The organism is Rhodococcus sp. HNM0563, assembly GCF_012726195.1.
Classification (GTDB): domain Bacteria; phylum Actinomycetota; class Actinomycetes; order Mycobacteriales; family Mycobacteriaceae; genus Rhodococcus.
On sequence record NZ_JAASAF010000013.1, the window covers coordinates 25,555 to 42,893 of the forward strand.

Sequence of the window (17,339 nt, forward strand, 5' to 3'; positions counted from 1 at the left end):
CCCTATCCGGCGCCTTTCCCTGTTGACGACTTATAGGCTCGACACCGTGGCGACACAGACATCTCATTCCGGCACATGGCCGGCCAAGGCCGCGCGGGCGCGACTGCACTTCGTGTCCGGCAAGGGCGGAACCGGAAAATCCACTGTCGCGGCGGCAGTTGCACTTGCCCTCGCGTCGGGAGGCCGGAAGGTCCTGCTCGTCGAGACCGAGGGCAGGCAAGGAATCGCGCAGCTGTTCGACGTGGCCCCGCTGCCTCCGGTGGAGACGAAGATCGCAACCGCCGAAGGGGGTGGTGTGGTCATGGCCCTCGCGATCGATATCGAGGCGGCGTTCCTGGAATACCTCGACATGTTCTACAACCTCGGCTTCGCGGGCCGCGCGATGCGCAAGATCGGCGCGATCGAGTTCGCGACGACGCTCGCGCCCGGACTCCGCGACGTGATCCTCACCGGCAAGATCAAGGAGACGGTCGTACGCACCGACAAGTCCGGTGAGCGCCTCTACGATGCGGTCGTGGTCGACGCTCCGCCCACCGGCCGGATCGGCAGCTTCCTCGACGTGACGCAGGCCATGGCCGATCTCGCGAAGTCGGGACCGATCCGCTCGCAGAGCGAAGGTGTGGTCCGGTTGCTGCATTCCGACGAGACTGTCGTGCACCTGGTCACGTTGCTCGAGGCCCTGCCCGTTCAGGAGACCGCCGACGCGGTCGACGAATTGGAGGCAGCCGATCTGCGGATGGGCACGGTGATCGTCAACAGGACCGCACCCGAGCACCTTCCGGATTCTCTGGTCGACGATGTCGCCGACGGGCGCATCCCAGGTGAATCCATCCGGTCCGCGTTCGAGAGGGTCGGGCTGACGTTGTCGGACGACGATTTCGCCGGATTACTCACAGAAACCATCGAGCATGCCTCGATACTGCAGGCGCAGCAGGTCAGCGCCGCCCAACTCGACGACGTGAAGGTGGCCCGGATGTCTCTACCACTGCTCGCAGACGGGGTCGACCTCGGCGGACTCTACGAACTTGCAGAACTGCTCGCCGAACAGGGCGTCCGGTGACCGAGCGGACGGTGCGCACGGCACCGGTCCTCGATGTCGCGAAACTCCTCCACGATCCGACCTCGCGGGTGATCGTGTGCTGCGGGTCGGGCGGTGTAGGTAAGACGACGACGGCGGCATCGCTCGCCTTGCGGGCGGCGGAGCAGGGCCGCAAGGTCGTGGTACTCACGATCGATCCGGCGAGGCGCCTGGCTCAGGCGCTCGGTGTGCAGACTCTCGACAATTCTCCGCAGAAGGTGCCGCTCGAATCCGGCGGGACAGGCGAACTACACGCCATGATGCTGAACATGCGTCGCACATTCGACGACATGGTGCTCGAGCACTCCACGCCGGAGAAGGCCCAGCAGATCCTCGACAACCCCTTCTATCAGACGGTGGCGTCGTCGTTCTCCGGTACGCAGGAGTACATGGCGATGGAGAAACTCGGCCAGCTCGCCGCGAGCGACGAGTGGGATCTCATCGTCGTCGACACCCCACCGTCACGGAACGCCCTCGACTTCCTCGACGCACCGAAGCGCCTCGGCGCTTTTCTGGACGGCAGGATGATCCGTATCTTCACCGCCCCCGGCCGTGGGTTGGGCCGGATCGTGACAGGTGCGATGGGTTTGGCGTTGAAAGCGGTCTCGACGATCGTGGGCAGCCAGATGCTGTCGGACGCATCCGCATTCGTGCAGTCACTGGATTCGATGTTCGGCGGGTTCCGCGAACGCGCCAACCGCACCTATCAACTCCTACAGCAGCCCGGAACCCACTTCATGGTCGTCGCGGCCCCGGAACCGGATGCCCTGCGCGAGGCATCGTTCTTCGTGGAACGACTGCGCGGCGACAAGATGCCGCTCGCGGGCCTCGTGCTCAACCGGACACATCCCACGTTGTCCTCGCTGCCCGCGGACCACGCGTTGACTTCGGCTGATCTCCTTGCGGAGGAGGGCGGTGAGGATGCCCCCGCAGCAGAGGCCGTGCTGCGCATCCACGCGCATCGCGCGGTGACGGCGAAACGAGAAGTCCATCTGCTGCGGGGATTCACCTCAGCGAATCCGCGCGTGCCGGTCGTCGGTGTGCCCTCCCTGCCCTTCGAGGTCTCGGACCTCGAAGCGCTGCGAGCGGTGGGCGACCAGTTGACCCGGCAGGTCTGATGTTCCGGGTGGCACGCACGACCTTCCCCGTCGTGCGTGCTCCGGCGTCGTTGTACAGCCGGTTACCTCATCGAGTTGCGGTTATACCGCGTTCTGGTGCTGACGCTGCGCCTCGAAGAAGTCCGACCAGGACTCCACTTCCGGATGCTGCTTGAGGAGCGCACGACGCTGTCGTTCGGTCATTCCTCCCCACACTCCGAACTCGACGCGGTTGTCGAGTGCGTCCGCGCCGCACTGCAGCATCACGGGGCAGTGACGGCAGATCACTGCCGCCTTCCGCTGTGCTGCGCCTCGGACGAACAACTGATCGGGGTCTACCTCGCGGCATCGAGCCTTCGACACCCAGGCGATGCGTGCTTCTTCTTCGTCAACGTCGAGCCTGGTCATGGGGGCGGTCAGGTGCATTCAGTTCCCCTTTGCTTTCCGAACTCCGTTGTGGGGAGTTCCTGAGGACGCACAATTTTGCACTTAGCATGAAAAAACTTGTACGTCTTCACTGTCGAGGTGTTACCTGCATCACACTGCTGTCTCAATCTAGGTAAAGTGATGCCCGCGCGCAAGGCGAACAAAACCTTTTCTGGTACGCCCGTGCATAGCCGCACGTCGGACGGCGTTTCGTTTCCCTGGAATCGTCGACTCCTCCGATCGGCACGTAGGGTGTACCCGTGTCGATCCGAAGTACTTTGGCGAAACTTGCCGGTTGCACGGCCCTCGGCGGTGTCCTCGTGGCCGGAATGCTCTTCCCGGCCGCAGGCGGATTCGGCTACGTGTCGAACCGCGCCGCAGACACCGTCGACAACAGTTCCGCAGAACTCGTCGAAGGGATCGTTCCCGCCGTAACGACAATGGTCGACTCTGCCGGCAACCCGATCGCGTGGTTGTACGACCAACGCCGCTTCGAGGTACCGAGCGACCAGATTTCCAACGAGATGAAACTCGCGATCGTCTCCATCGAGGACAAGAGGTTTCCCGAGCATCAAGGCGTGGACTGGCAAGGCACCATCCGCGCCTTCCTCACCAACACCAGCAGCGGGCAGGTCGAACAGGGCGCGTCGACGATCGACCAGCAGTACGTGAAGAACTACCTGCTGCACGTCGTGGCGAAGACCGATGCGGAACGCCGCGCGGCCATCGAAACCACGCCCGCCCGCAAGATCCGCGAGATCCGGATGGCGCTGACCCTCGACGAAGAGTTGTCGAAGGACGAGATCCTCACCCGTTACCTGAACCTGGTGCCGTTCGGAAACGGTTCGTTCGGCATCCAGGACGCCGCCCAGACCTACTTCGGCATCGACGCGAAAGACCTGAACATCGCTCAATCAGCGATGCTCGCGGGCATGGTGCAGTCCAGCTCCGCCCTCAACCCGTACACGAACGAAGAGGGCGTGACCAATCGCCGCAACGTCGTGCTCGACACGATGATCGAGAACATTCCCGAGCGGGCAGACGAGATCCGGGCCGCAAAGGCAGAACCCCTCGGCGTCCTTCCCGAGCCCAACACCCTGCCGCGGGGCTGCATCGAAGCGGGCGATCGCGGATTCTTCTGCGAGTACGCACTCCAGTACCTCGCGAACTCAGGATTGTCACGAGAACAGATCGACAAGGGCGGATACCTCATCCGCACCACGCTCGACCCGGAAGTACAGAGTTCGACGAAGTCCGCGCTCGACCAGTACACGAGCCCGACCGTCGACGATGTCGCAACGGTGATGAATGTGGTCGAACCGGGTCAGGACTCCCACCGTGTCCTTGCGATGGGTTCGAGTCGTACCTACGGCCTCGACGGCGACGCCCACGAAACAGTTCAGCCGCAGCCTTACTCGCTCGCCGGGCACGGCGCCGGATCGGTCTTCAAGATCTTCACGGTTGCCGCAGCGATGGAGAAGGGTCTCGGCACGACCGCCATCCTCGACGTGCCCAGCCGTTACAACGCCCAGGGTCTCGGCGATGGCGGCGCGCGGGGCTGCCCCCCCGGCTACTACTGCGTCGAGAACGCCGCGCCGTACCCGCCTGCGTTGTCGGTGACCGACGCACTCGCTCAGTCCCCGAACACCGCCTTCGTGAAGCTGATCGAGGCGACGGGCGTCGACTCCGTCGTCGACATGTCCGTCCGACTGGGGATGCGTTCCTATGCGCAGCCCAACACCTCCGGATTCGGTGAGCAGTCGATGGCCGACATGCAGAAGGATCAGCATCTGGGCTCATACACGCTCGGCCCCACATGGATCAACAACCTCGAATTGTCGAACGTGGCCGCCACCCTGGCCTCACACGGAAAGTGGTGCCCGCCGACTCCGATCGACGGTGTCTTCGACCGTGAGGGCAAGCCGGTGCCGATCACGCAGCAGGCGTGCGAGCAGGTCGTCGAACCCGGGCTGGCCGACACCCTCGCCAATGCGATGAGCAAGGACACCGCGGGTGGCGGTACCGCTTCCGGAGCCGCAGGCAACACGGGATGGAGCCTTCCGGTGGCAGCCAAGACGGGGACCACCGAGTCGCACATGTCCTCCGCATTCCTCGGATTCACCAACAGGTACGCAGGGTCGGTATACACCTACGGCGACTCCCCCACGCCGGGCCAGATCTGCGCCAACCCGGTCCGTCCGTGCTACGACGGCAACCTGTTCGGCGGCACCGCCCCCGCACACACCTGGTTCACGGCCATGACTCCGATCGCCACCAAGTTCGGTTCCATCGAGCTTCCTCCGGCCGACCCTCGTTACGTCCGCGGCGCAGGCAATGCTCAGGTTCCGGACGTCACGGGCCTGTCACGGGATCGGGCCACCCAGCGCCTGCAGGACGCAGGATTCGCCGTCACCGAGTCCACGGTCAAGGCCGAGGAACGAGCAGGCATCGTCACCGGCTCCTCCCCCTCCGGCTCGGCGGTACCCGGATCGACGGTGACGATCTTCGTCAGTGACGGTTCCGTGCGCGTCGCACCCACGACGAGTGCGACTCCCGCAAGGCCGAGCGGCAGCGAAGTTCCCGATACCACGGTTCCTGCCGCCCCCGCTCCTGTTCCCGGCCGTCAAGAACCTGCCCAGACCGAGTCGGCGCCGCCGGAGGACAGCGAGTCGGAAAGCCCGGCCGCAACGACGACCCCGTCGCAACCGGACAACTGACGGCTAGAGACGCGACCGCACCGCCGCGGACAGGCGCTTTCCATCGGCCTTGCCCGCGGCGATCGCGGTCGCAACCTTCATGACCTGGCCCATGTTCTTCGGACCCGGACGCGTTCCGAGCTCGTCTGCAACCCTGCCGATGGCCGTGTCGACCACGTCGACGAGCTCCGCATCGGTCAGCGGAGTCGGCAGATACTCGTCGATGATGCGTGCCTCGGCGTGCTCCTTGGCCGCGAGTTCCCCGCGACCGTTCTCGGTGTAGACCTCAGCGGCCTCACCACGCTTCTTGGATTCACGCGACAGCACCTTGATGATCTCGTCGTCGGAGAGCTCGCGCGCCTCCTTCCCCGACACCTCCTCGGTCTGGATTGCAGCAAGCAACATCCGCAGTGTCGCCAAACGTAATTGGTCCTTGGCCTTCATCGCAGCGGTCATGTCTGCGCGCAATGTGGATTTGAGTGAGGAAGATGTGTCGGTCATACCGGGAACGCTACGCCGGGACCGTCGAAGCACGTGCGCAGACGTGCAGCGGCGGTACCCTGAAGAAGTGCCTGACCTTTCTCCCCTCACACGTGTCGCCGCGGGTACCGCAGGAGCTGCCGTTCTCGGCCTCGGTTACGCGACGCTGATCGAACGCAACGCATTCACCCTCCGGGAGGTCACCATCCCGGTCCTCGCGCCGGGCGCCTCGACGCTCCGGGTGCTGCACATCAGCGACCTGCACATGATGCCGGGGCAGAAACGCAAGCAGAACTGGCTCAGGGAACTCGATCAGCTCGAACCCGATCTGGTGATCAACACGGGCGACAACCTGTCGCACCCGAAGGCGGTTCCCGCAGTCGTCCAATCTCTCAGCGGCCTCCTTGCCCGCCCCGGTCTTTTCGTGTTCGGCAGCAACGACTACTTCGCGCCGGTCCTGAAGAACCCGCTCGCCTACTTCGACAAGGACCACGACCGCGTTTATGGGCCTCCGCTACCGTGGGGCGACCTGCGCGCGGCCTTCAACGAACGCGGATGGCAGGACATGACACACGTCCGACGCGATATCGAGGTCGGCGGCGTACGCATCTCGGTGGCCGGTGTCGACGACCCACATCTCGAACGTGATCGCTACGAGACCATCGCCGGGGCGGCCGACAAGTCCGCGGATCTTCGCCTCGGACTGACCCACTCGCCCGAGCCCCGCGTGCTCGATCGTTTCGCCGACGACGGATACGACCTCGTACTCGCCGGCCACACCCACGGCGGACAACTGTGCCTGCCGTTCTTCGGTGCTCTGGTGACCAACTGCGGCATCGACCGGTCGCGGGTGAAGGGACCCTCGCGGTGGGGTGCGCATATGCAACTGCACGTGTCGGCGGGAATGGGCACCTCCCCGTTCGCCCCCGCGCGCTTCTGCTGTCGTCCGGAAGCCACGCTGCTGACATTGGTTCCGGCTCCGCGTGAGGAATCGCGCAGATCCTCGGGTAGTGCTGCAGAAAGCGCAGGGACTCCCCGCTGACCGCAAGACTTCGTCATCGACCATCAAAAAGTCGCTGACCAGGCGATTTAATCTTCCTGCGAGTCGTGCGGTAAGCTGACCGAGGTTCATCACGGGGTGTGGCGCAGCTTGGTAGCGCGCTTCGTTCGGGACGAAGAGGTCGTGGGTTCGAATCCCGCCACCCCGACTCGTGAAACTGCCGATCGGGCGCCTTCTCCAACCGGAGAAGGCGCCCGATCGCGTTGATCGGAGCCCCTTCTACGCCCCCACGTACTCCGCCAGATGCTCACCGGTAAGCGTCGACCGCGAAGCGACGAGATCCGCCGGCGTCCCCTCGAAGACGATGCTGCCGCCATCGTGGCCCGCACCGGGACCGAGATCGATGATCCAGTCGGCGTGCGCCATGACCGCCTGATGGTGCTCGATGACGATGACGGACTTACCGGAATCGACAAGACGGTCGAGCAGGCCGAGCAGATTCTCGACGTCGGCGAGGTGGAGGCCGGTGGTGGGTTCGTCGAGAATGTAGATCTCACCCTTCTCCCCCATGTGGGTGGCCAGTTTCAGCCGCTGCCGTTCACCACCGGAGAGCGTGGTCAGCGGCTGCCCGACCTTGATGTAGCCGAGCCCGACGTCCACCAGGCGATCCAGGATCTTGTGCGCCGCTGGGATCTTCGAGTCCGCAGATCCGAAGAACTCCTCGGCTTCGGCAACGGACATCCGCAGGATCTCGCTGATGTCCTTGCCACCGAACTTGTATTCGAGCACCTCGGCCAGGAAACGCTTTCCGTCGCACACCTCGCAGGGTGTCGCGACTCCGGCCATCATCGCGAGGTCGGAGTAGACGACGCCCGCGCCGTTGCAGTTGGGGCATGCGCCTTCCGAGTTCGCGCTGAACAGCGCCGGCTTGACCCCGTTGGCCTTCGCGAACGCCTTGCGGATCGGGTCGAGCATGCCGGTGTACGTCGCAGGATTGCTGCGTCGCGACCCCTTGATCGCTCCCTGGTCGATGGTGACCACGCCGTCGCGGCCGGACACCGATCCACCGATGAGCGAACTCTTCCCCGACCCCGCGACACCGGTGAGCACCACCAGCACTCCGAGGGGGATGTCGACGTCGACATTGCGGAGGTTGTTGGTGTCGGCGCCGCGCACTTCGAGTGCGCCGGTCCCCGTGCGCACCGACGATTTCAGCGAGGCACGATCGTCGAGGTGTTTGCCGGTGAGGGTGTCGCTCTTCCGCAGGCCGTCGAAGGTGCCCTCGAACATCACCTTGCCGCCCTCGGTACCGGCGTGTGGACCGAGATCGACGAGATGGTCGGCGATGGCCATGACCTCGGGCTTGTGTTCGACTACGAGCACGGTGTTGCCCTTGTCGCGTAGTTGCAGCAGCAGGTCGTTCATCCGCGCGATGTCGTGCGGATGCAGACCGATCGTCGGCTCGTCGAAGACATAGGTGACATCGGTCAGGGACGACCCGAGGTGCCGGATCAGCTTGGTGCGCTGCGCCTCACCACCGGAAAGCGTGCCTGCCGGGCGTTCGAGCGACAGGTAACCCAGGCCGATGTCGACGAACGAATCGAGGTTCTGCCGCAGATTGTCGAGCAAGGGGCCCAACGATGGTTCGTCGAGACCTCGAACCCACTCGGCGAGATCACTGATCTGCATCGAGCACACATCGGCGATGCTCAGTCCCTTGATCTTCGACGATCGCGCGTCCTCCGTGAGTCGCGTGCCGTCGCACTCGGGGCAGACCGAGAATGTGATCGCACGATCCACGAACGCACGGATGTGCGGCTGCATCGCCTCTCGGTCCTTGGACAGGAACGACTTCTGAATCTTCGGGATCAGCCCCTCGAAGGTCACGTTGACGCCTTCGACCTTGATCCTGGTCGGTTCCTTGTAGAGGAGATCGTTCAGCTGCTTCTTCGTGAATTTCGCGATCGGCTTGTCGGGATCGAAGAAGCCACAGCCGCGGTAGATCCGTCCGTACCAGCCTTCCATGCTGTAGCCGGGAATGGTCAGCGCACCTTCGTTGAGCGACTTGGTCTCGTCGTACAGCGCCGTCAGATCGAAGTCGGAAACCGATCCCCGACCTTCGCAGCGCAGGCACATCCCGCCGGTGATGGTGAAGGAGCGACGTTCCTTCACTGTCCGTCCCCCGCGCTCCATCGACACGGCTCCGGCACCGCTGATCGAAGCGACATTGAACGAAAATGCTTGGGGGGAACCGATGTGCGGCTTACCCATCCGGCTGAAGAGGATGCGCAGCATGGCGTTCGCGTCGGTTGCGGTACCCACGGTGGAGCGAGGGTTCGCGCCCATGCGTTCCTGGTCGACGAGGATCGCCGTCGTCAACCCGTCGAGGACGTCCACATCGGGCCGGGCCATGCTCGGCATGAACCCCTGGACGAACGCACTGTAGGTCTCGTTGATCAGCCGCTGCGACTCTGCGGCGATCGTGCCGAACACCAGCGAACTCTTGCCGGATCCGGAGACACCCGTGAACACCGTCAGTCGTCTTTTCGGGATCTCGATGCTGACATCTCGCAGGTTGTTCACCCGCGCCCCGTGGACGAGGATCCGGTCGTGACTGTCGGCGGGGTTCAGTTCACGCGACTGGGTGTTCGTCCTGGCGGACGGCGTCATCGGTGTCTCCGTTTCTCTGTCCGGGACCTCGCTCCGGAGGCCCTCGGTAATCGACCTGTTCGACTGTGCCACGCAGTTACTGCAGCGTCAGCCGGATCAACGGGTATTCACGATCGGACTTACTCTGATACTTGGCGATTCGAGGCTGTTCGGCCGCCAGACGCTGCCAGGCCCGTTCACGATCGGCACCGCGAAGTTCGTGTGCTCTCGCGGAGACCGGTTCACGACCCGGAAGCTCCACCGATACGCCGTCCGGGTGAGCCATCAGGTTGGCGTGCCAGTCGGGGTTCACGCTGCCCCCGCCCGACGCGATGACGAGCACGGCATCCTCGCCGTCCGCCAACCGCATCAGGGGGGTTTCACGCCGTTGTCCGCTCCTGCGACCGATCGTGTGCAGGATCAGCATGTCCATGCCCATCGTCCGGCCCTTGCCGCGTCGGATCTTCCGCATCGTCCGCGCGTTGGCTGTGCGCTGGAACCAGCGCGAGAGCGCCCCCGGCGTACCGGGCGGTCGCGTCCGGTCGGTACCTGTCCCGTCGTCCTGTCCCATCTCGACCTCCACTCGAAGTTGGAATGCCTTGCAGATCAGCTGGTTTGGTTGATCCGGATCAGATTGCCCGCAGGGTCGCGGAAGGCGCAGTCGCGCACGCCGTAATCCTGATCCATCGGTTCCTGAAGGACCTCGGCCCCGCTTGCCTCGAGTCGCGCGAACAGCCCGTCCAGGTCGTCTGTGGCGAGAGTGACTGCACCGTAGTTGCCCTTTGCCATCAGCTCGAGGATCGTGTTCCGCTCGTCGTCACTGATGGTGGGGTCCGCCGCGGGCGGGTTCAGGACGATCGAGGTTTCGGGGCGGTTGGGGGGTCCGACGGTGATCCACCGCATGTTCTCGTAGCCGACGTCCTTGCGGACCTCGAATCCGAGGGTGTCGCGGTAGAACGCCAAGGACGCTTCCGGATCGGTGTGCGGGAGGAATGTGTAGTGAATGGTGATGTCCATGGCAGTAACGCTAGCGACGGCCGGACACCTGCGCTTCTCGATTCCTGACCGGTCTCGTGATCTGTTTCGCGACGCACGCCGGGATGCCTTCCGTGCCGTATTCGGCCTTGTCCTTGTAGACGCTCGGCGGCATACCGACCAATTCGGTGAATCGCGTGCTGAATGTCCCCAGCGAGGAACAACCGACTTCGAAGCACACATCGGTGACGCTGAGATCACCGCGGCGCAGCAACGTCATCGCCCGTTCGATCCGGCGGGTCATCAGGTACGAGTAGGGCGATTCGCCGTAGGCCTTCTTGAACTGGCGACTCAGATGCCCCGCCGACATGCCCACCCAGCGCGCGAGCGCGTCCACATCGAGCGGCCGCGCATACTCGCGATCCATGCGGTCGCGGACACGGCGCAACAGCGCGAGATCTCGGAGACGCTGCGCATCGCTATTCGCCACGTGCGCGATCGTCCTCGGTCACCGTGTCGTTGTCCAGCGGTGACCGAACACCGAGCCGAACACACCGGAGCCGGGTCAGCTCGATTTCCGCTCGATGAGCTCGACCGGGAGCCGCATGGACTCCACCTCGCGTCCCTGCACGAGTTCGAGCAGGCCGCGCACCGCGGACGCCCCGATCTCGCGGGCGGGCGAGCGGACCGTCGTCAGTGGGACGGGTAGCTGCTCGACGATGGGAATGTCGTTGTATCCCACGAGCGAGAGGTCGTCGGGGATGGTCAGCCCGAGATCGCGTGCGACTCCGAGGACACCGATCGCGATCGTGTCGCTGACCGCGAAGATCGCGCGGGGGCGATCCGGTCGATCCAGCAGTGCGCGCGCGGCGGTCACACCCCCGGCCACATCGAAGCCCGACCGCACGATCCGGTCGGGACGCGGCGGGAGCGATGCACGCTCGAGCGTGTCGACGAACCCGGCGCGGCGGTCACGGGCCGTGCTCGCGTGGTCCGGGCCGGCGATGATTGCGATATCCGAGTATCCGCGGTCGAGAAGGTGCTGCGCCGCGAGGCACCCGCCGCGGTAGTCGTCGCCGACGACGAAGGGCAGTCCCGCGTCGGCGTGCCTGGTCACGCACAGCAGCGGAAGCGGTCCCAGTGCGAGCGACTCGACGAACGGGCCGCCTGGGATGTGCAGGCTGCTGAGCAGCAGGCCATCGACCTGCCGACCGACAAGCAGAGAGATGGCGCGGCGTTGCGCGTCGAGGTCATCCGGAGGACTCGACAGCAGCACCGAGTACCCGGCACGCTCGGCCGCTTCCTCGATGCCCTGGTAGGTCGTGGCGACGACGCCGTCGGTGAGTCTGGGCATCACGACCCCGAGCGTCGTGGTCTTACGGGTGCGCAGGCTCGCCGCCCACAGGTTCGGGCGGTAACCCAACTCCTCTGCCACCTCCCGCACACGCAGGGCGGAGTCCGACCATCCGTCGACGGGTTCGGGTTGACGCAGCACCCTCGATGCCGTCGAGACGTGCACACCGGCGCGCTCGGCGATCTCCTTGAGAGTCGGCGCGCGGTCGGATCGGGCCATTCGGGCTCTCCTACTCTGTCGCATCTATGCCGGCCGGGTTGACGGCCCACATGACGCGCCCTAGCCTAGGTTATGCAAACGTTCTCGCAATCGTTCTTGCATACGATTGCACAAACGATTTTCCTCACCTCGAACCCACCAGCCACGACCCGGAGAACCACATGTCGAACCCCCAGTCCCTGACACAGCTCTTCGCCCTCGACTCGCTGCTGGAACCGGAAGAGATCGCAATCCGCGACACCGTCCGCAAGTTCGCGACCGACCGGATCCGTCCGCACGTCGCGCAGTGGTTCGAAGACGCGAAGCTCCCCGCCCGAGATCTCGCGAAGGAATTGGGCGGCCTGGGCGTCCTCGGCATGCACCTCGACGGCTACGGCTGCTCCGGCATGAGCGCGACCGCATACGGTCTGGCCTGCCTCGAACTCGAGGCGGTCGACTCGGGAATCCGCAGCCTGGTCTCGGTGCAGGGTTCCCTGGCCATGTTCTCCATCCACCATTGGGGCAGCGAAGAACAGAAGCAGGAATGGCTGCCACGCATGGCCGCCGGCGAAGCAATCGGCTGCTTCGGCCTCACCGAGCCCGACTTCGGCTCGAACCCGGCCGGGATGCGCACCAACGCAAAGCGTGACGGAGACGACTGGATCCTCAGCGGCACCAAGATGTGGATCACCAACGGATCGATCGCCGACGTCGCCGTGGTGTGGGCCCAGACCGACCTCGACGAGGGCCCCAAGGGCATCCGCGGCTTCGTTGTTCCCACGGACACCCCGGGCTTCTCCGCGCCTGAGATCCACGCCAAGATGTCGCTGCGCGCCTCGGTGACCTCCGAACTCGTCCTCGACGGAGTGCGGCTGCCGTCCTCGGCGATGCTGCCGCTCGCGAAGGGTCTGCGCGGCCCGCTGACAGCGCTCGGCGAAGCCCGATTCGGCATCGCCTTCGGCGCGGTCGGCGCTGCGCGCGATTGCCTCGAGACCGCCATCGACTACGCACAGTCGCGGATCGTGTTCGACAAGCCGCTCGCCTCATTCCAGCTGACGCAGGCCAAGATCGCCGATATGGCGCTCGAGGTGGGCAAGGGACATCTCCTCGCCTACAACCTCGGCCGCATCAAGGACCGCGGCGAGATCACGCCCGAGCAGATCAGCACCGGCAAGCTCAACAGCGTCCGTGAGGCCATCGCCATTGCGCGTGAATGCCGCACGATTCTCGGCGCGAACGGCATCACTCTCGAATACCCGGTCATCCGGCATGCCAACAACCTCGAATCGGTGCTGACGTACGAGGGCACCTCCGAGATGCACCAGCTGTCCATCGGTAAAGCACTGACCGGAGAGGCCGCATTCCGGTGACCGGAGGCCGGACTACGCGCCACGGCCCGAGAGGCCGCATACCTCACAAAGCACTTTCTTCACATCCGATGGCAGAGTGGTTGGTGCACGAACACCGACACGAAGGGCCACCATGGCGTTCTGGGATCAACTCAAGGCGAAGACCACCGAACTGAGCGCACAGCTCAAGACCAAGACGGATCAGTTCAAGAACAAAGAATTCGCGAACGCCAGCATGGCGATGTGCGCGCTGATCGCCGCTGCCGACGGCAGCATCGACCCCTCCGAACGGCAGAAGACCGCGGCGCTCATCATGAGCAACGACATCCTCTCGGTGTTCCCGAAGGACGAGCTCCGCGAGAAGTTCGACTGGTACTGCAGCAAGCTCGAATCCGATTTCGACTTCGGCAAGGTCGAAGCGACCGCCACGATCGCCAAGTTGAAGTCGAAGCAGGATCAGGCCCGCGCGGTCATCCAGATCGGCATCATCATCGGAGGCGCCGACGGGCACTTCGACGACCACGAGAAGGCCGCTGTGCGCGGCGCCGCACATGCGGTCGGGATCAACCCCGCAGAATTCGATCTCTGACGTCGGATGAACGACAGTGGAGCCGCGCACCTGTCGAGTGCGCGGCTCCACTTCTCGTCGAACCCGTCGAGACGAAACAAGCTAGCCGATCGGACGGACCCAGGGGCCGGTGATCGCCAGGGTCAGTCCCGGCGTCTGAATGTTGACGAACAGCGTTCGACCGTCGGCGCTGAATGCGGGACCGCAGAACTCGCTGTCATTCAGCTCGTTTCGCGCCAGCGAGAACGGTGCACCGCTGGGGGTGACGCCGATCAGGTGGCTGACGCCCTCACCGTCCTCGGCGAGCACAAGTCCGCCGTGCGGGGACACCGTGATGTTGTCGGGGCCGTCGTAATTTCCGGTGTCGACCGACGGATCCGGGTTGACTCCGAAGAGGACCTTCAGCTCGGCGGTCTCGGAAGCGGGGTCGTAGAACCACACCTGCCCGTCGTGCTCGGCGACACTGCCGTCGTCGAAGCGGGCGTAGCTCGCGACGAAGTACGCGCCGCCGTCACCCCACCATGCGCCTTCGAGCTTGCGGCTCCGCGTGACTTCTCCGTCCCCGAACTGCTCACGGATCGGTTCGTCGTTCGCGTTACGGTCGGGGACGTCCACCCACTGCACGGCGTAACGCGTTCCCGGCTCGGTGGCCTGCGACAGATCGGCGACGAAGGCGCCGTCCTGGAAGCAGCGCATCGCCTGGAGCGCACCGGCGGTGTCGCCGCCGTCGGACTGTGCCAACTCGCGCAACGCTCCGTGGCGGCCCACGAAACCTTGCGGTGGCACCCACCGGTAGAACAGGCCGTTGGGTTCGTCAGCGTCCTCGGTGAGGTAGATCGCGCTCGTGCCGGGATCGACGGCGACGGCCTCGTGCTCGAATCGTCCGAGGAACTTCAGCGGTATCGGGCTGGTGCCGACGTTCGACTCCCGGCTCGCGGGATCGACCTCGAAGACGTAACCGTGATCGAGGGTGAGGCCGTTGTCGCCGGCCCGGTCGTCGGTCTCCTCGCACGTCAACCACGTGCCCCACGGCGTGATACCGCCCGCACAGTTGTCGACGGTGCCTGCGAGGCTGACGTACTGACCTTCGCGCTGACCGTTCGGTGAGACGAGGATCGTGGTGGTACCGCCGCGGGCACCGGGATCGTAGGTCAGGCCGTCGACGACGGGGACGGCGAACGGTTCGTCGCCCGCGTCGTCGCCGACCTCGTGGTTCGACACGACGGTGGCACCGTTGCCTCGTGCGAATACACCCAGCGCGTCGGGGCTGCTCGGAACCGGGTTGCCGTCGTCGAGCAGCGTTTCTCCCGACTTCGCGAGCACGGTGTACGAGAAACCGATCGGCAGCGCGAGCAGCCCGTGAGGATCCGGAATGAGCGGGTCGTACCCGATCGCCCCGGGGGCCGCTGCCGCAGTGCCCGGCCGCACCAGCGCGTCGAGACTTCCGGCGAACGCGATACCGACACCGGCGAGTGCAGTGCGCCCGAGGAAACCTCGGCGATTCAGCGCGGAACGATCGACTGCGGAACTCATCTTCCGATACCTCCATATGGGTCGAATACGTAACCCACGAGACGGTAGGGATCGCACTACCCGCGTTGATGGAGGTCCGGCGTCATCCTGATGAACTGCAACCGAATTCACCGTGCCTCGACAAATCTGGTCCTGACGTCAGATCAGCCTGTCGAGGAATCCGTTGCTGAACACGCGATGCGGGTCGTGCCGATCGAATGCCGCGCTCGCCGCGTCCCAGCCCTCGCCGCCGTCCAGCCCGGTGCGATACATGGCCGGGACGGTGTCGCCGAGGAACTGCTGGTTCCGATATCCGCCCTCCGCATCGAACGCCCAACCTTTGGACCACTCGGAGCGGAACGTCGCGTAGTCGCCGGAGTAGTTGGCGACCATCCACTCCTCCATCTCCTGGAAGAAGGCCGGCAGGCCCGCTGTGCCGGGGAGCGACACCACGTTCATCCAGATCGCAGTGTCCCAGTCGGGGCGATCGGGCCGTGGCCGCACCGGCGACAGGTTCGGTGCACCGGCCGAGTCGACGAGCACCTCGCCCTGGTCGTCGACCGTGCACATCCGCACCTCGAACGGTCCGTTGACGGGATACAACCCCTGCGACGCGAAGTCGCTCATCCGCTTGTGCAACCACGTCGTGAACTCGTTGATGACCTGCGCGATGTTCTCGCGCTTCGTCACCACCACACCACCGCCCGCAATGACGCGGAGAGTGGTGGCCCGCAGGTAGAACAGCAGATCCTTCGACCAGCCCCAGAGGTCTTCGGTGCCGGTGGCCTTCAGGCCTGCGGCGACGGCACCGAACTGCGACGCACCGAATGCCGGGGTGATGGCCTGATTACCGCTGACCACCTGACCGAGCGGGGTGGTCACCAATTCGGGAAGGCTGTCGGTGAAGAAGTAGTTGTAGGGTCCGTGCACTTCGCGTGAGGCGGGCGGCTTCTCGGGGCTGACGGACCAGATCTTGAGCCACGGGGTTTCGGTGAACGGAAACCAGATGGCCTCGACGCGACCGGACTCTTCTGCGTACCGCTCGAAGGTCCGGCCTTCAGCACCCGTCGGCGCGAAGAGTTCCTGCCACGGCACATCGGTGAAACTCTGACACCGCAGCCGATAATTCGCACCTGCCATCAGCGTCACAGAGGTGACGAAGGTACGGCCGAGGTGGGTGAGCAGGGGTGTGATGTCCGGATCGGAACGGCGGAACTCTCGCAGCTCGTACTCCCCTGCGGCGTCGTTCCACACCACCGCGGTGAGCGCGACGATGAGGTTCGACAGGGAACCGAAAGACTGTCCCGGGACGGCCTGCTCTCCTGCTGCGGGGTAGGTCGCGCCGTGCGCACCGATCGACAGAGCGCCCGCGATGGTGATGTCGCCGATCGCCGGTGAATTGGCCCAGCCGAGACCTTCGGCCTGCAGCGCCGACAGGATCGATTCGAGGCTCGCGCCGCCACCCGCAGTCACGGTGGCCGGAGAACCTCCTCCGTCGACGCTCACAGAGTTCAAGTGCGTGATGGTGTCGATGAGCACGATCTTGTCGGCACTCTCACCGGGCACGAGAGTGAGCGGGCTCCAACTGTGCATCGAGCCCCGCGGGCGGATGCGGTAGCCGTGGCTGCGCGCCCAGTTCGCGAGGCGTACGACGTCGCCGGGCTCACGTGCGGTGGCTGTCCATACGGCATCGAACCGGATGGTCTTCGCCCAGTTCTCGAAGCGTTGCTGCGCAAGCGGGATGTCGGCGGGGAATTCCGGAGGCGCGGGGATGGTCGCGCTCGGGTCGCCGAGCGGGATCGCTCCCGCGGGCGTCCAGCTCAACCCTGCAAGCGCCGCGGCGCCCGCGGCGGCTCCGAGGAAACCACGCCGGCTGAGGGCAGCGCTCGAGGCTTGTTTGCTCACGTGGACGAGCTCCGTTCTGTGGGAAACCGGGATGGAGCAAAAATAGAACAAG

At 65.0% G+C, this 17,339-nt stretch carries 15 protein-coding genes and 1 tRNA gene; 7 read left to right on the forward strand and 9 right to left on the reverse strand.

The features are described from left to right. Positions 1-46 precede the first annotated feature (46 nt). Positions 47-1,060 (forward strand): ArsA-related P-loop ATPase, encoded by a 1,014-nt coding sequence (locus tag HCA61_RS23755; RefSeq protein WP_169690657.1) that lies wholly within the window; start codon positions 47-49, stop codon positions 1,058-1,060. Beyond that, positions 1,057-2,196 carry an ArsA family ATPase gene (locus tag HCA61_RS23760; protein WP_247274888.1) on the forward strand — a complete coding sequence of 380 codons (1,140 nt, stop codon included), beginning with the start codon at positions 1,057-1,059 and terminating at the stop codon, positions 2,194-2,196. The genes HCA61_RS23755 and HCA61_RS23760 overlap by 4 nt, the downstream gene beginning before the upstream one ends. 81 nt (positions 2,197-2,277) lie before the next feature. Here HCA61_RS23760 and HCA61_RS23765 read toward each other — a convergent pair whose 3' ends face one another. Beyond that, positions 2,278-2,601 (reverse strand): WhiB family transcriptional regulator, encoded by a 324-nt coding sequence (locus tag HCA61_RS23765; RefSeq protein ID WP_054810128.1) that lies wholly within the window; start codon positions 2,599-2,601, stop codon positions 2,278-2,280. A gap of 278 nt (positions 2,602-2,879) precedes the next feature. Between HCA61_RS23765 and HCA61_RS23770 the strand changes: the two genes are divergently transcribed. Next, positions 2,880-5,318 (forward strand): transglycosylase domain-containing protein, encoded by a 2,439-nt coding sequence (locus tag HCA61_RS23770; protein ID WP_169690771.1) that lies wholly within the window; start codon positions 2,880-2,882, stop codon positions 5,316-5,318. A 3-nt stretch (positions 5,319-5,321) separates the two neighbouring features. On the opposite strand, the gene HCA61_RS23775 is transcribed toward HCA61_RS23770, so the two are convergent. After that, on the reverse strand, positions 5,322-5,798 hold the full coding sequence (locus tag HCA61_RS23775) for a GatB/YqeY domain-containing protein (protein WP_169690658.1): 477 nt from the start codon (positions 5,796-5,798) through the stop codon (positions 5,322-5,324). 67 nt (positions 5,799-5,865) lie between these two features. Between HCA61_RS23775 and HCA61_RS23780 the strand changes: the two genes are divergently transcribed. Both HCA61_RS23780 and HCA61_RS23785 read left to right on the forward strand, forming a co-directional pair. Next, the gene (locus tag HCA61_RS23780) at positions 5,866-6,819 is read left to right on the forward strand and encodes a metallophosphoesterase (RefSeq protein WP_346777635.1); all 954 of its coding nucleotides are present in this window, start codon (positions 5,866-5,868) and stop codon (positions 6,817-6,819) included. 92 nt (positions 6,820-6,911) lie between these two features. After that, positions 6,912-6,985: transfer RNA gene (locus tag HCA61_RS23785), tRNA-Pro, on the forward strand. Positions 6,986-7,056: 71 nt separating this feature from the next. On the opposite strand, the gene HCA61_RS23790 is transcribed toward HCA61_RS23785, so the two are convergent. The 5 genes from HCA61_RS23790 to HCA61_RS23810 all read right to left on the reverse strand — a co-directional run bounded on the left by HCA61_RS23790 (position 7,057) and on the right by HCA61_RS23810 (position 11,974). Beyond that, positions 7,057-9,447, reverse strand: coding sequence for an excinuclease ABC subunit UvrA (locus tag HCA61_RS23790; protein ID WP_169690660.1), 2,391 nt, complete (start codon positions 9,445-9,447; stop codon positions 7,057-7,059). Between the two features lie 76 nt (positions 9,448-9,523). Beyond that, positions 9,524-9,997 (reverse strand): nitroreductase/quinone reductase family protein, encoded by a 474-nt coding sequence (locus tag HCA61_RS23795; protein WP_169690661.1) that lies wholly within the window; start codon positions 9,995-9,997, stop codon positions 9,524-9,526. Positions 9,998-10,032: 35 nt separating this feature from the next. Beyond that, entirely contained in the window at positions 10,033-10,443 is a 411-nt protein-coding gene (locus tag HCA61_RS23800) for a VOC family protein (protein ID WP_169690662.1), read from the reverse strand. A gap of 10 nt (positions 10,444-10,453) precedes the next feature. Beyond that, the gene (locus tag HCA61_RS23805) at positions 10,454-10,891 is read right to left on the reverse strand and encodes a helix-turn-helix transcriptional regulator (protein WP_346777636.1); all 438 of its coding nucleotides are present in this window, start codon (positions 10,889-10,891) and stop codon (positions 10,454-10,456) included. Positions 10,892-10,966: 75 nt separating this feature from the next. Next, positions 10,967-11,974: a LacI family DNA-binding transcriptional regulator gene (locus tag HCA61_RS23810; RefSeq protein ID WP_206040519.1), complete on the reverse strand. Its 1,008-nt coding sequence runs from the start codon at positions 11,972-11,974 to the stop codon at positions 10,967-10,969. A 161-nt stretch (positions 11,975-12,135) separates the two neighbouring features. Between HCA61_RS23810 and HCA61_RS23815 the strand changes: the two genes are divergently transcribed. After that, a complete protein-coding gene (locus tag HCA61_RS23815; RefSeq protein WP_169690664.1) occupies positions 12,136-13,323 on the forward strand; it encodes an acyl-CoA dehydrogenase family protein in 1,188 nt (395 codons plus the stop codon). A 112-nt stretch (positions 13,324-13,435) separates the two neighbouring features. Continuing rightward, entirely contained in the window at positions 13,436-13,891 is a 456-nt protein-coding gene (locus HCA61_RS23820) for a TerB family tellurite resistance protein (RefSeq protein WP_169690665.1), read from the forward strand. A gap of 81 nt (positions 13,892-13,972) precedes the next feature. Here the strand turns inward: HCA61_RS23820 and HCA61_RS23825 are convergent, their stop codons facing one another. Next, a complete protein-coding gene (locus HCA61_RS23825) occupies positions 13,973-15,403 on the reverse strand; it encodes an alkaline phosphatase PhoX (RefSeq protein WP_169690666.1) in 1,431 nt (476 codons plus the stop codon). Positions 15,404-15,541: 138 nt separating this feature from the next. Continuing rightward, positions 15,542-17,287: a cholesterol oxidase substrate-binding domain-containing protein gene (locus HCA61_RS23830; protein ID WP_169690667.1), complete on the reverse strand. Its 1,746-nt coding sequence runs from the start codon at positions 17,285-17,287 to the stop codon at positions 15,542-15,544. Positions 17,288-17,339 lie beyond the last annotated feature (52 nt).